Annotated in this window: 13 protein-coding genes; 2 read left to right on the top strand and 11 right to left on the bottom strand. The window is 66.8% G+C overall.

All coding sequences use genetic code 11. The annotated features are described in order from the left end of the window. Positions 1-9: 9 nt before the first annotated feature. From KSS90_RS00960 to KSS90_RS00990, 7 genes are all read right to left on the bottom strand, one after another. Complete coding sequence (locus KSS90_RS00960; RefSeq protein WP_217867889.1) at positions 10-654, bottom strand: methionine ABC transporter permease; 645 nt, start codon at positions 652-654, stop codon at positions 10-12. Then, positions 644-1,753 (bottom strand): methionine ABC transporter ATP-binding protein, encoded by a 1,110-nt coding sequence (locus tag KSS90_RS00965; RefSeq protein ID WP_217867890.1) that lies wholly within the window; start codon positions 1,751-1,753, stop codon positions 644-646. The genes KSS90_RS00960 and KSS90_RS00965 overlap by 11 nt, the downstream gene beginning before the upstream one ends. A 1-nt stretch (position 1,754) precedes the next feature. After that, entirely contained in the window at positions 1,755-2,555 is an 801-nt protein-coding gene (locus KSS90_RS00970) for a MetQ/NlpA family ABC transporter substrate-binding protein (protein WP_217867891.1), read from the bottom strand. Continuing rightward, positions 2,548-3,939 carry an LLM class flavin-dependent oxidoreductase gene (locus KSS90_RS00975; RefSeq protein ID WP_217867892.1) on the bottom strand — a complete coding sequence of 464 codons (1,392 nt, stop codon included), beginning with the start codon at positions 3,937-3,939 and terminating at the stop codon, positions 2,548-2,550. The genes KSS90_RS00970 and KSS90_RS00975 overlap by 8 nt, the downstream gene beginning before the upstream one ends. Next, positions 3,939-5,120 (bottom strand): SfnB family sulfur acquisition oxidoreductase, encoded by a 1,182-nt coding sequence (locus KSS90_RS00980; RefSeq protein ID WP_217867893.1) that lies wholly within the window; start codon positions 5,118-5,120, stop codon positions 3,939-3,941. Before KSS90_RS00980 ends, KSS90_RS00975 begins: the two co-directional genes overlap by 1 nt. A 136-nt stretch (positions 5,121-5,256) precedes the next feature. Then, positions 5,257-6,498: an SfnB family sulfur acquisition oxidoreductase gene (locus KSS90_RS00985; protein ID WP_217867894.1), complete on the bottom strand. Its 1,242-nt coding sequence runs from the start codon at positions 6,496-6,498 to the stop codon at positions 5,257-5,259. Between the two features lie 250 nt (positions 6,499-6,748). After that, positions 6,749-7,729: an NADPH:quinone oxidoreductase family protein gene (locus tag KSS90_RS00990; protein ID WP_046853717.1), complete on the bottom strand. Its 981-nt coding sequence runs from the start codon at positions 7,727-7,729 to the stop codon at positions 6,749-6,751. Between the two features lie 157 nt (positions 7,730-7,886). Here KSS90_RS00990 and KSS90_RS00995 point away from each other — a divergent pair, with 157 nt between their 5' ends. Further along, positions 7,887-8,288, top strand: coding sequence for a flagellar basal body-associated protein FliL (locus KSS90_RS00995; RefSeq protein WP_046853718.1), 402 nt, complete (start codon positions 7,887-7,889; stop codon positions 8,286-8,288). On the opposite strand, the gene KSS90_RS01000 is transcribed toward KSS90_RS00995, so the two are convergent. The 4 genes from KSS90_RS01000 to KSS90_RS01015 all read right to left on the bottom strand — a co-directional run bounded on the left by KSS90_RS01000 (position 8,289) and on the right by KSS90_RS01015 (position 13,622). Beyond that, positions 8,289-9,398, bottom strand: coding sequence for an ABC transporter permease (locus KSS90_RS01000; RefSeq protein ID WP_217867895.1), 1,110 nt, complete (start codon positions 9,396-9,398; stop codon positions 8,289-8,291). A 1-nt stretch (position 9,399) separates the two neighbouring features. Beyond that, complete coding sequence (gene rbbA, locus KSS90_RS01005) at positions 9,400-12,123, bottom strand: ribosome-associated ATPase/putative transporter RbbA (protein ID WP_217867896.1); 2,724 nt, start codon at positions 12,121-12,123, stop codon at positions 9,400-9,402. Beyond that, the gene (locus KSS90_RS01010; RefSeq protein ID WP_217867897.1) at positions 12,120-13,079 is read right to left on the bottom strand and encodes an HlyD family secretion protein; all 960 of its coding nucleotides are present in this window, start codon (positions 13,077-13,079) and stop codon (positions 12,120-12,122) included. The genes rbbA and KSS90_RS01010 overlap by 4 nt, the downstream gene beginning before the upstream one ends. Positions 13,080-13,172: 93 nt before the next feature. Further along, positions 13,173-13,622: an EVE domain-containing protein gene (locus KSS90_RS01015; protein WP_046853722.1), complete on the bottom strand. Its 450-nt coding sequence runs from the start codon at positions 13,620-13,622 to the stop codon at positions 13,173-13,175. 176 nt (positions 13,623-13,798) lie between these two features. Between KSS90_RS01015 and KSS90_RS01020 the strand changes: the two genes are divergently transcribed. Further along, positions 13,799-13,954 carry a hypothetical protein gene (locus tag KSS90_RS01020; RefSeq protein WP_011536298.1) on the top strand — a complete coding sequence of 52 codons (156 nt, stop codon included), beginning with the start codon at positions 13,799-13,801 and terminating at the stop codon, positions 13,952-13,954. Positions 13,955-13,958: the final 4 nt, after the last annotated feature.

Raw genomic sequence — 13,958 nt, forward strand, 5'->3', positions numbered from 1 at the left:
GCGATAGGCTCAACGCTTGTTCAACCCTTTGGCCAAACGGTCCCCACCCAACTGGATCACCGCCACCAGCGCCACCAGCATCACGATCACGGTCAGCATGATCTGGCTGTCGAAGCGCTGGTAGCCGTAGCGATAGGCGATATCCCCCAGGCCTCCGGCACCGATCGCCCCGGCCATGGCCGACGAGTTGATCAGTGTCACCAGGGTGATGGTGAAGCCGCCGACGATCCCCGGCAGCGCCTCAGGCAGCAGAACGTGCCAGACGATGTGCCAGCGCCGGCAGCCCATGGCCTGTGCCGCTTCGATCAGGCCGTGGTCCACCTCGCGCAGGCTGACCTCGGCGATGCGCGCGAAGAACGGCGTGGCGGCGATGGTCAACGGCACCACCGCGGCCCACACGCCATAGGTGGTGCCGACCACCAGGCGGGTGAAGGGGATCAGCGCGACCATCAGGATCAGGAACGGGATCGAGCGGAACAGGTTGACGATGGCGCCCAACACCCGGTTCAGCGCGGCGGCCTCGAAGATCCCGCCCTTGTCGCTGGTGACCAGCAGCACTGCCATCGGTACCCCGACGATTAGCGCGACCAGCGAGGACACGCCGACCATCAGCAGGGTGTCGAGCAAGCCTTGCAGCAGGCGATCAATCCACATGGCCGAGTACCTCCACATCCGCGGCCCAGCGACGGGCGCGTTCGAGCAATTGGTGGGTGTCCAGCGGCGAACCGCGCACGGCCAGGATCAGTTGCCCCAAGGCATGCTCGCCGATGGTCTCGACGCCGCCCTGGAGCAGCCGCACGCGTCCGCCCAGATCGCTGAACAGGGCGCTCAGTTCCGGCTCGCCCACCAGGTCGAGCTTGAGCACCACAGCCGCGTCGCGGCTGATCGGCTGGGCACGCAGGCTGGCTTGCAAGGCGGCCGGCAGCTTGGTCTGCAGCGGTGCGAGCAGGGTGCGGGTGACGTCGTGGCGCGGTGTGCCGAACACTTGCCAGACCTCGCCCTGTTCGACGATCTCGCCCCGCTCGAGCACCACCACGCGCTGGCAGATATCGCGGATCACCGCCATTTCGTGGGTGATCAGCACCACGGTCAGGCCCAGGCGTTGGTTGATGTCGCGCAGCAGCTCGAGGATCGAGGCGGTGGTTTCCGGGTCCAGCGCGGAGGTGGCTTCGTCGCACAGCAGGATCTCGGGGTCATGCACCAGCGCCCGGGCGATGCCGACGCGCTGCTTCTGCCCGCCGGACAGCTGCGCCGGGTAGACATGGTGTTTTTCCGCAAGACCCACCAGCTCCAGCAGCTCGCGGACCTTGCGCTGGCGCTCGGCCTTGGCCACCCCGGCCACCTTCAACGGCAGCTCGACGTTCTGCCACACGGTCTTGGCCGACATCAGGTTGAAGTGCTGGAAGATCATGCCGATGCGCCGGCGCAAGGCGACCAGGCGGTCTTCGTCGAACGGCGCGATATCCACCTGCTCGATCAGCACCCGGCCCTGGCTGGGCTGTTCCAGGCGGTTGATGGTGCGCAGCAGCGAGGACTTGCCGGCGCCGCTGCGGCCGATGATGCCGAATATCTCGCCGCGGCGGATGTTCAGGTCGATGCCTTGCAACGCCGGCTGGACCTGGCCCGGATAGGTCTTGCCCAGGCCGATGAAGCGGATGTGCGCCTGGTTCACTTCCGGGCGCAGGGCCGTTTCTTCGGCCTTGGACGGTTCGGCGGGCGGGATGGGCGCCCTGAGGGCGCTGGCCTGGGCCATGTCAGCCTTCCCAGCCGGCCTGGTAGAGCTTGCCATGGGCCTTGTCGAGGGCGGCGCGCACCGCCGGCGAGTGTTGGTAGATGTCGACGAACTTGGCCAGGCGCGGGTCGTTTTTCTCCTGTGGGCGGATAACGAACTGGATCACGTATTCCTTGTTCTCCAGGCCGTCGAACAGCAGCGCCGAGGTGGCGTCAAAGGTGTTGGCCAGGCGGATATAGGCCGGGTAGCCCTGCACCAGGTCGGCGTCGTCGTAGGCGCGCACCAGTTGCACCGCTTCTACCTGGAGAATCTTGATCTTCTTCGGGTTGGCGATGATGTCGTCCTCGGTGGCCTTGTAACCCACGCCCTGCTTGAGGGTGATCAGGCCGGCCTTGGCCAGCAGTTGCAGGCCACGGCCACTGTTGATCGGGTCGTTGGCGATGGCCACGCTGGCGCCTTCGGGCAGCTCGGCAAAGCTTTTGTACTTTTTCGAGTACAGCCCGACGTTGTTGATGATCCCCGGTGCATAGGGGACCAGGTTGAAGCCGGCGGCGGCCTTGGCGTTTTCCAGGAAGGGGATGTGCTGGAAGTAGTTCACGTCGATGTCGCCGCTGTTGAGGCTGACATTCGGCGCGATCCAGTCGCTGAACTCGATCAGCTTCACTTCCAGGCCCTGTTTATGGGCCTCCTCCACTGCCGCCTCCAGGGGAATGGCGAAGGCGGCGGTGGTGCCGATCTTCAGTGGTTCGGCGGCGAGGGCTGCGGCGGACAGGCCGAGGCCCAGGGCAATGGCCGCGACGGGCCGGAACAGTTTTTCAAGCATGGTGCAGGGCTCCAGTCGGGGCAGGGGTGTGGGCGTTGCGGTAGGTGGATCCGGGGTGGTCGGCGGGCAAGTGCGGGTGGTCGCTGGCGAACAGCTTCTCGCGCAGGGTGCCCTCGGCGTAGTCGGTCTTGTAGCGGCCACGGCGTTGCAGCTCGGGGACTACCAGGTCGATGAAGGCTTCGAAGCTTTCCGGGGTGACGGTGCGGGTCAGGTTGAAACCGTCCAGGCCGGTGTCGTCGAGCCAGCCGATCAGTTGCTCGGCGACTTGCTCGGGGCTGCCGACCAGGACCACGTAGCGCCCCCCCAAGGCGTGTTGCTCGAGCAGGCGGCGGCGGGTCCAGGCGCTTTCCTGCAACTGGCGGGTGGCGGACTGGATGGCATTGCCCTTGGCGAAGCCGATGGGTTCGTCCAGTTCGTAGCGGGAGAAATCGATACCGGTGGAGCTGGCGAAGTGCGCAACCCCGGCCTCGGGGCTGGCGTAGCGCAGATACTCGGCGTGCAGGGCGCGGGCTTCGTCCTCGGTTTTGCCAACGATCACGGTGATGCCCATGAATACCTTGACCGCCTGCGGGTCGCGACCAGCTGCTTGCGCCGCTGCACGCACTTTGTCGACCTGGGCGCGGGTGGCGGCCTTTTCCTGGCCACTGATGAACACGCACTCGGCATGGTTGCCGGCAAAGGCCAAACCGCGTGCCGAACTACCGGCCTGGAACAGCACCGGCGTACGCTGTGGTGAGGGTTCGCACAGGTGGTAGCCCTCGACGTCGTAGAACTCGCCATGGTGCGCGACCTTGCGCACTTTGTCCGGGCGCGCATAGACGCGTTGCTCGCGATCGGCGACCACGGCGTCGTCGGCCCAGCTGCCTTCGAGCAGCTTGTACAGCACCTGCAGGTACTCGTCGGCCTGGTCGTAGCGGCGGTCGTGCTCGGGTTGCTGCTCCAGGCCCATGGCCCGGGCGGCGCTGTCGAGGTAGCCGGTGACGATGTTCCAGCCGACCCGGCCATTGCTCAGGTGGTCGAGGGTGGAGAGGCGCCGGGCGAACAGGTAAGGCGCTTCATAGGTCAGGTTGGCGGTGAGGCCGAAGCCCAGATGCCTGGTAACGGCGGCCATGGCCGAGACCAGCAGCAGCGGGTCGTTGACCGGCAGCTGGATCGACTCCTTCAGCGTCACGTCCAGCGACTGGCCATAGACATCGTAGGTGCCGACGATATCGGCGATGAACAGCCCGTCGAACAGTCCCCGCTCCAGCAGGCGGGCCAGGTCGGTCCAGTAGTCGAGGGTCTTGTACTGGGTCGAAGTGTCCCGCGGGTGGGTCCACAAACCGTGGTTGATGTGCCCGATGCAGTTCATGTTGAAGGCATTGAGCAGGATCTGCTTGGCCATCAGATGGTCCCTCGGCGCGGCGGTTTCTCGTCGTTGAGGTAGTAGTTGCCGATAGCGTGGTACTTCCAGCGCACCGGGTCGTGCAGGGTATGCACCCGGGCGTTGCGCCAGTGGCGGTCGAGGTTGTGCTCGGCCAGGGTGGCCTGGCTGCCGGCCAGCTCGAACAGGGTGGTGCCGGCGGCCAGGGAGATCTCGGTGCTGATCGCCCGGGCCTCGGCGACGGCGATGGAGGCGGCGGCCAGGGTCTCGGCGTTGCTGTCGGCTTGGGCGATGTCGAGGATTTCCCCGGCGCGTTCGAGCAGGGCCTCGGTGGCGTGCAGGCGGATTGCCAGGTGACCGAAGCTCTTCAGGGTCAGCGGATCGTCGCTGGCCTTGTCGAGGCCGGAGTCGATCCAGGGTCGGCTGCGGGTGCGCACGAAATGCAGGGCGTCCTCGTAGGCGGCGCGGGCGATACCGGTGTCGATCGCGGCATGGAGGATCTGCGCCAGCGGGCCGACCGTGGTCGGGCGCTCGAAGGCGCTCTGGAACGGTACGACGTCCTCGGCGCGGACCGGCACATGGTTGAACACCACCGAGCCGCTGCCGGTGGTGCGCTGGCCGAAGCCGCTCCAGTCGTCGATCACCTCGATGCCCGGGTTGTCGGCGGGCACGAAGGCCAGGTGCGATACGCCCTGTTCGTCGATCACCAGGGTCGGGATGCGCTGGGCGTAGATCGCGCCGGTGCAGTAGAACTTGCGGCCGTCGATACGGAAGTGGTCGCCGTCGCGGCTCAGGCGGGTGGTGCGCTCATGGGCGTTCTTCGTGCCGAGCTCGGCCAGGGCGTTGCCGAAGCGGCGGCCGGCGAGGACTTCGGCGTAGAGGCGTTGCTGTTGTTCGGGATTGCCGTTCACCCGCAGCACTTCCAGGGCGTAGAAGTGGTTCTGCGGGATCTGCCCGAGCGAGGCGTCGGCCTGGGCGATGCGGGCGATGACCTTGGCCAGGGTGGCGCTGGACACGCCGGCGCCGCCAAAGGCCTTGGGCACGCTGATGCCCCACAGGCCGGACTGCACGAAACGTTCGAGTTCGGCATGCGGCAGGCGGCGCTCGCGGTCGCGCAGGGCGCTGTCTTCGCGCAGGTAGTGGGCGAGTTCGTCGGCGACGGCCAGGGCCTGGGCGTCGGTGCTGATGAGGGATGCAGTCATGTTGCTCTCCGGGCACTGGGGGTCGCTGTGCTTCCCTTTCGCCGGCAAGCCGGCTCCCACAGTGAGGGTTCACTGGAGTACTTGTGGGAGCCGGCTTGCCGGCGAAAGGGCTGCAGCGCAGCCCTTGGGCCTTGAATCAGATCCAGGAATGGCGGGCAGGCAGGGTGCCGTTGAGGTAGTAGGCGCCGACGGCGTGGTACTTCCAGCGCACCGGGTCGTGCAGGGTGTGGACCCGGGCGTTGCGCCAGTGCCGGTCGAGGTTGAACTCGGCCAGGCTGGCGCGGCTGCCGGCCAGCTCGAACAGCTTCTCGCTGGCCTGCAGCGAGATCTCGGTGGTGAGCACCTTGGCTTCGGCCACGGCAATCGAGGCACGGGCCGCGGCGGCGGCATCGATCACACCGGCGTTCACTTCGTCGAGCACCCTGGCGGCCTTGCGCAGCAGGGCCTCGGCGGCGTGCAGTTCGAGCTTCAGGCGGCCGATGTCGGCGATCACATAGGGATCGTCGCTGTTGCGTTCGACCTTGGCCTCGATCCAGGGCCGGGACTTCTCCCGCACGAACTGGATCGTGTCCGCGATGGCCGCTTCGGCGATGCCGGCGTCGATGGCCGCCTGGATCAGCTGCGAGGCGGCGCCCTGGATGCTGGGCTCTTCACGCAGGCGCCAGTTGTCCAGCACCAGGTCGGCGTCCACCGGCACCTGGTCGAGCAGCACGGTGCCGCTGGCGGTGGTGCGCTGGCCGAAGCCGGACCAGTCGTCGACGATGCGCAGCCCCGGGCTGCCGCGACGGACGAAGGCCAGGCGTTGCCGGCCGTCATCGTCCAGGGCTTTTACCGCTACCCAGTGGGCGTACAGGGCACCGGTGGAATAGAACTTCTCGCCACTGATGCGATAGCCGTCGCCCTCGCGGGTAATGCGTGCCTTGAGCGTCAGGGTGTCCTTGGTCCCGCGCTCGGGGCCGGCATTGCCGATGCGCCAGCCGTCGAGCACGGCGCGGAAGATCGCTTCCTGCTGCGCCTGGGTGGCGGTAAGGCGCACCAGTTGCAGGATGCCGAACTGGTTCTGCGGAATCTGCCCCAGCGCCGGGTCGGCGGCACTGATCAGGCGGAACACTTCGGCGATGGTTTCGAACGACACCTCGGGGCCGCCGAAGGCCTTGGGCACGCTGATGCTGCCCAGGCCGCTGCGGGTGAACTGCTCAATCTCGGCCCATGGCAGCTTGCGCTGCTGGTCACGTTTGGCGGCCTGCTGGCGGGCCACCTCGGCCAGTTCGCGGGCGGCCTGCAGGGCCTCTTCGTCGTTGCGCAGCACCTTGGCCGGCAGCAGCAGTGGCGAGCTATCGTGATCGCTGTGGAATCGGGTAGTTGGTTGGCTGGACATCAGTACCGCTCCTTGGCTGCACTCAATGCCCTGGCGTTATGCACTGGGGTGATTGTGATCCTGACCATTCCTAACCTCACAAAGTTGAAAGCGTCGCCTCAGCTGATGGCGACAGACGTTTGCTGGTCCGGTGGTCCGGTCGATATACCCTATTCGTTTAGAAAAAGTTTATGAACTACCGTTTAGGAATATGAATAGAAGAACTGCGGGGTCTGCCCTGTCACTGTGAGCCAGTGACAGGGCAGAAAGGTCAGCGCTGAACCGTTACCACCAGCTTGCCCGCTGCCTGGCGCTGCGCCAGACGCTCGATCGCGGCGCCGCCCTCGGCCAGCGCGTAGGTCTGCGACACCAGCGGCTTCAGCTTGCCCTCGGCATGCCAGGCGAACAGCTGGCGGAAGTTGGCGGCGTTGTCCTCCGGCTGGCGCTGGGCAAAGGCGCCCCAGAACACCCCGACCACTGCCGCGCCCTTGAGCAGCGCCAGGTTCACCGGCAACTGCGGGATCGTCCCGCTGGCGAACCCCACCACCAGCAAGCGGCCGTTCCACGCCAGTCCGCGTACAGCCTGGTCGAACAACTCGCCACCGACCGGATCGTAGATCACATCCACGCCCTGGCCGCCGGTCAGGCGCTTGATCTCGTCCTTGAGGCTGGCCTGGCTGTAGTCGACCAGCTCGTCGGCCCCGGCCGCCTTGGCGATCGCCAGCTTCTCGGCACTGCTGGCCGCCGCGATCACCCGCGCGCCGAGGGCCTTGCCGATCTCCACCGCCGCCAACCCAACGCCACCCGAGGCGCCGAGCACCAGCAGGGTTTCACCGGCCTTGAGCTGGCCGCGCTGGGTGAGGGCGTGCATCGAAGTGCCGTAGGTCATGCCGAACGCGGCGGCAGTGGTGAAGTCCATGCCCGCCGGGATCGGCAGCACGTTGTAGAACGGCACCGCCACTTGCTCGGCGAAAGCGCCCCAGCCGGTCAGGGCCATTACCCGGTCGCCGACCTTGAACGCACCGGCCTTCTCGCCCACCGCGGCCACCACGCCGGCGGCCTCCGCCCCCGGCGAGAACGGCAACGGCGGCTTGAACTGGTACTTGCCCTCGATGATCAGGGTGTCGGGGAAGTTGACCCCTGCGGCATGCACGTCGAGGAGGATCTCGTTCTTCTTCGGCACGGGGCTGGCGACCTCTTCCAGGACCAGGTCCCGCGCCGGGCCCAGGGCTTTGCACAACAAGGCTTTCATCAGGGCTATTCCTTTGCGTGTGGTGGCCGATAAGTGTAGGAGGGCCACCCCGAGGGTCAACGAGCATGGTCGGCCCTGATGAGCTGGCATAAGCCCGGGCTTGGGTTTGGCCGGCGCGCTGGGTAAGCTGGCGCCAACTGTATTGAGGAGCGAATTCGTGAAAGCGTGGATCTTGATGGTGCTGGCCCTGATGCTGCCGGCGGCGGCTATGGCCGAGGAAAAGGAAGGCGAGCCCAAGGTCGCTTACATCAGCCTCAGCCCGCCCTTCGTCGGCAACTACGCCCTCGACGGCGGCCCCAAGCTGCGCGTGTACAAAGCCGACGTCGCCCTGCGCGTGACCGGCGACGCCGCCGCCACGGCGGTCAAGCACCACGAACCGCTGATCCGCAACCAGCTGGTGGCGCTGTTCACTCAGCAGGGCGTGGACAACATGAGCAACGTCGAGGCCAAGGAAAAGCTGCGCCAGGAAGCCCTGAAACAGGTGCAGCAGGTGATGGAGTCCGAAGAGGGCAAGCCGATCGTCGAGGACCTGCTGTTCAACAACCTGATCGTGCAGTGATCAGGCGGCGAGGCTGCGGCGAAAGCGCGCCAGGGCCACGCCGAAGAACACCAGGCCGATCGCGGCCAGCGCCGCGACGTCCGGCCACACCACGCTCAGCCCGGCGTCGCGGAACAGGATCGCCGCGCCGAGGCTGACGAAGTGGGTTGAGGGCGAGCCCTGCATGACCCACTGCAGCCACTGCGGCATGCTGTCCAGCGGTGTGCTGCCCCCCGACAGCAACAGCATCGGGATGATCACCGGGATCGCCAACAGGCCGAACTGCGGTGTCGAGCGCGCCAGGGTGGCGAGGAAGATGCCCAGTGCCGTGCTGGCGAACAGGTACAGCGCAGTCACCCCCAGGAACAGCGCCATCGAGCCCGCCAGCGGCACGCCCAGGGCGCCCTTGACCACCACTTCCAGCGATATCCAGGTACAGGCCACCACCACCAGGGCGTTGCTGGCGATCTTCGCCAGCATGATTTCCAGTGCCGTCAGCGGCAGCACCAGCAAGTGGTCGAGGGTGCCGTGCTCGCGCTCGCGCAGCAACGCGGTGCCGGTAAGGATGATGGCCAGGATGGTGATGTTGTTGACGATCTGGATCACCGCCAGGAACCAGCCGCCTTCGAGGTTGGGGTTGAACAGCGCCTTGGGATTGAGCAGTGCCGGGCTGCTGGTGCTGCGGCCCGCGTATTCGAGCAGCTCGCGTTCGAAGATCCGCCCGATGTAGCCCGCGCCCATGAAGGCCTGGCTCATGGCCGTGGCATCGACGTTGACCTGCAGTTCCGGCGAACGCCCGGCCAGCAGGTCGGCCTGGAAGTTCACCGGCAGGTTGATCACGAAGGTGTACTGGCCGCTGTCCATGGCCTGGTCCAGACGATCCGCCGGCAGTGCCACGGCGGGCTGGAATTCGGGCGGTTGCAGCGACTCGGCAAGCTTGCGCGAGATGGCGCCGTGGTCTTCGTCGACCACTGCGACACTGGCGTTGTGCACGCCTATTACCGAACCTGCGGCAGGCATGTAGATCGCCACGCTGAACGCGTACAGCAGGAACAGCAGCAACACGCTGTCATGGCGCAGGCTGGTGAGCTCCTTCAGGCCCAGGCGCAAGGTGTGGGAGAGCCGGCTCATTTCAGGCCTCCTGCTTTTTCAGCATGATCAGGCTCAGCCCGGTGAAGGCGGCGAAGAAGCCCAGCAGCGCCAGGCACTGCGGCCACAGCTCGCGCAGGCCCAGGGCCTTGGTGAAGGTGCCGACGGCGATGTCGAGGAAGTAGCCGGCCGGGAACAGCTGGCCCATCAGCGCCGCCGCGCCCTCCAGCGACGAGCGCGGCACGATCAGCCCGGAGAACTGGATGGTCGGCAGGCTGGTGATGATCAGGGTGCCGAGGATCGCCGCGATCTGCGTGCGGGTGAATGCCGAGATCAACAGGCCCAGGCTGGTGGTCGCCAGCAGGTAGGCCAGGCCGCCGCACGCCAGGGCCAGCGGGCTGCCCTTGAGCGGCACGCCGAACAGCCAGCGGTTCATCGCCACCAGCAGCGCCAGGTTGACCAGGCTCACCGCGAGGTACGGTGCCTGCTTGCCGAGCAGGAACTCCAGGCGGGTCAGGGGCGTGGCGTAGAAGTTGGTGATCGAGCCCAGCTCCTTTTCCCGCACGATGCCCAGCGCGGTGAGCATGGCCGGGATGAAGGCCAGGATCAGCGCCATGACGCCAGGGCCGATGGCGTTCACGCTGACCACGTCCTGGTTGTAGCGAAAGCGCGTTTCCAGGCGCACCGGCTGCTGGCGCGAGACAGGGTTCGGGCCGAGTGCCACGAGCTGTTCGAGGTTGGCCTGATGCACGGCCTCGACATAGTTGCGGCTGGTCTCGGCGCGAAACGGCATGCCACCGTCAAGCCAGGCCGCAACCACCGGCTGGCGCCCGGCATGCAGGTCGCGGCCAAAGCCAGGCGGGATCTCCAGGGCCAGCTTGATCTCCGAGCGCTGCAAGCGCTGGTGCAGCTGGCGGGCATCGCGGATCGGCGGCTGCTCGGCGAAATAGCGCGAGCCACGGAAGGCTTCCAGGTAGGCGCGGCTCTGCGGGCTCTGGTCCTGGTCATAGACGGCGAAGGCGAGGTTTTCCACATCCAGCGAGATGCCATAGCCGAAGATCACCATCATGAACAATGCCCCTGCCAGGGCGAAGGCCAGGCGCACCTTGTCGCGCAGCAGCTCTTTGCCTTCGCGGCTGGCGACGGCCAGCAGGCGGCGCAGACTGAAGGCCTGGCGCAGGGCGGGCGTTGGGGCAGCGGCCTGTTCCAGCGTGGTGTCGGCTTGTGTCTGGGTGGGCGCGTCCTGGGCCTGTTCGAGGCAACGCACGAAAGCGTCTTCCAAGGTGTCGCCGCCGAACTGGATTTGCAGGGCCTGCGGGGTGTCGCAGGCCAGCACCCGGCCGGCATGCATCAGCGAGATGCGGTCGCAGCGCAGGGCCTCGTTCATGAAGTGGGTGGACAGGAAGATGGTCACGCCCTGCTCGCGGGACAACTCCACCAGCAGCCGCCAGAAGTCGTCGCGGGCCGCCGGATCGACGCCCGAGGTCGGTTCATCGAGGATCAGCACTTCCGGGCGGTGCAGCACCGCCACGGCCAGCGACAGACGTTGGCGCAGGCCCAAGGGCAGGGCGCCGGACGGCTGGTCGGCGATAGCGCCAAGGTCGAAGCGCTCGATGAGTTCGGCGATGCGCGGCGCGCTGTCGGCCTTGGCCAGGTCGAACAGGCGAGCATGCAGCTCGAGGTTCTGCCGGGCGCTCAGCTCGCCGTACAGGGAATAACTCTGGGACATGAAGCCGACCCGCTTGCGCGTGGCCAGGTCGCCGGCATCCACCGGGCGGCCAAGCAGGCTGGCGCTGCCTTCGCTGGCCGGCATCAGCCCGGTGAGCACCTTCATGGTGGTGGTCTTGCCGCAGCCGTTGGAGCCGAGGAAGCCGAAAATCTCGCCGCGACCGATGGCGAAGCTGACCTTGTTCACCGCGGTGAAGTCGCCGAAGCGCAAGGTCAGATCGTGGGCTTCAATGGCGATCGGCCCGTCGTCGGCCTGGCGTGGCGGAATCCGCAGCGGCTCGGGTTGCTCGCGGCCAGCGCCCTGAAAGTGGGTGAAGGCATCGTCGAGCTTGCCACTGGGCGTGGTCGCGGCCAGCTCATGGCTCAGGCCCGCAGCCAGCAGGCGACCGGCATCGAGCATCAGGCAGTGCTCGAACTGCTCTGCTTCCTCCATGTAGGCGGTGGCCACCAGCAGGGTCAGTTGCGGGCGCTGGGCGCGCACCTGCTCGACCAGTTCCCAGAAGCGCCGCCGCGACAGTGGGTCGACGCCGGTGGTCGGCTCGTCGAGGATCAGCAGGTCCGGCTCGTGGATCAGCGCGCAGCACAACCCCAGCTTCTGCTTCATGCCGCCAGACAGCTTGCCGGCCGGGCGCTCGGCGAAACTTTCGAGGTCGGTGGCGCGCAGCAGGCTGGCCATGCGTTGCTCGCACTCGGCGCGGCCCAGGCCGAACAGAGTGGCGAAGAAGCGGATGTTCTCGCGGATCGACAGCTCCGGGTACAGGTTGTTGCCCAGGCCCTGGGGCATGAACGCGACCTTGGGATACAGCGCGGTGCGGTGGCGGCGTTGGCGGATCGAGCCGCCGAGCACCTGCAACTCGCCCTGTTGCAGGCGCTTGACCCCGGCAATCAGCCCGAGCAGGGTCGACTTGCCGGCGCCGTCCGGGCCGATCAGGCCGCAGCGGGTGCCGGCCGGCAGGCTGAACGCGAGGGGGTGCAGGGCCTGCAGATCGCCATAATGGTGGCTGACGCCGTCGGCCTGCAGCGCTGTCGCCGCGTTCATTGCAGGTTGGCCGGCCAGCCCACGTCGGCAGTGCGCACGTACCCGGCGCCGGGCATGCCCGGCTTGGCCTGGGGCACGGCGCTCGGCTCGGTCAGGCGCAGCTTGACCCGGAACACCAGCTTTTGCCGCTCGTCACGGGTCTCGACCTGTTTCGGGGTGAACTGCGCCTTGGCCGCGACAAAGGCGATCTTCGCCGGCAGGGCCTGCTCGGGCAGGGCGTCGAGCACGATCCGCGCCTGGTCGCCCACGGTCAGCCGGCCGCTGGTGGCGGCGGGCAGGTAGAGGTTCATGTACTGGTCGCTGGGGTCGATCAGCATCAGCACCCGGCCACCGGCACCGAGCACCTCGCCGGGCTCGGCCAGGCGCAGCTGGATGATGCCGTCGATGGGGGCACGCAGGCTGCTGTCGTCGATTTCGCTGGTGAGCTGGGCGACCTGGGCCTCGGCGGCGCCAATGGCGGCCTTGATCGCCGCCAACTGGGCGCGGGCGGCGACCACGGCAGAGGTGGCGGTGTCGTAGCGAGCCTGCTGTTGGTCGAGCAATTGCTGGCTGGCGAACTTGCGCTGGTAGATTTCGCGCACCCGCTTGAGCTCCTGGCTGGCCAGCAGCAGCTCACTCTGGCGCAACTGCACGCTGGCCTGGGCGGCGGCGTAGTTCTCGCGGGCGCGCAGCACCTCGGCCTCGGCCTGGCTGCGCTGGGCCTCCATGGTGCGGGTGTCGATGCGGGCGAGCAGTTGACCGCGGGTGACCTTGTCGCCTTCATCGACCAGCACCTCGGCCAGGCGCCCGGGTACCTTGCTGGCGATCTGCACTTCGGTGGATTCGAGGCGCCCGTTACCCATGCTCAGGCCTTCGGGCAGGCGGTCGTGGAGGGACTTCCAGTAACCCAGCCCGCCGGCCGCCAGAAGCAGCAACACAAGGGCGGAGGCGAAGACTCTGGGGGCTTTTCGATTCATCGGTCTGCATCCTGCGGCTTGCACGCCTTATCCTGGCGTGACGCGCATCCTGGCGCGTTGATATTGGTCAAACCCCCTACAGTAGACGCACAATCAGCTCAGCGCGAGGATCGCCGCCCATTGTTCGGCGGTCACCGGCATCACCGACAGGCGGCTGCCCTTTTGCACCAGTGGCAGTTCCTCCAGTGCCGCCTGCTGCTTGAGCAGGCCCAGGCCGAGTACCTGGCGGAAGGTCTGCACATGCTCGACATCCACCGCGCTCCACGGGTTCTTCTCGGCGCTGGCCTTGGCATCGTGGTAGTGGCTTTGCGGGTCGAGGGCGGTCGGGTCCGGGTAGGCCGCGGCGCTGATCCGGGCAATGCCGGCGATTCCTGGTTGCGGGCAGCTGGAGTGGTAGAAGAAGAACTCGTCGCCTACGCTCATGGCCCGCAGGAAATTGCGCGCTTGGTAGTTGCGTACCCCGTCCCAACGGGCACTGCCCAGGCGTGCCAAGGCTTCGATGGAGAGCTCGTCGGGCTCGGATTTCATCAGCCAGTAGGCCATGGATGCTGCTCCTGAAAGAGTTTGAAATAACTCGTTGCATGAAACCGACAGTCGGTTGGCGTCAACGTTTGCCTAGCGCCTCATGTTGTCGGAAAATGCGCCGATTTTAAGCTATACGCTCCGGCAGCCATCAAGAAAGCCGCCGAGCTTGGACAGTTGTTCTTGGGGGGCAATCAATGAAACAACGTAAACCGGACCTGCTCTGGATCCTGGCCTTCATCTTCGGCCTGGGCGTGGTCACCACCGGTTACGCGCAAGGCTTGTGGGAGCGCAAGCTCGATGCCGCCTATCAGCAGGCGCCCGTCGATCCGGCGCAGCAACAGCACCGCTGATCGC

This window comes from Pseudomonas maumuensis, assembly GCF_019139675.1.
In the GTDB taxonomy this organism is placed as follows: domain Bacteria; phylum Pseudomonadota; class Gammaproteobacteria; order Pseudomonadales; family Pseudomonadaceae; genus Aquipseudomonas; species Aquipseudomonas maumuensis.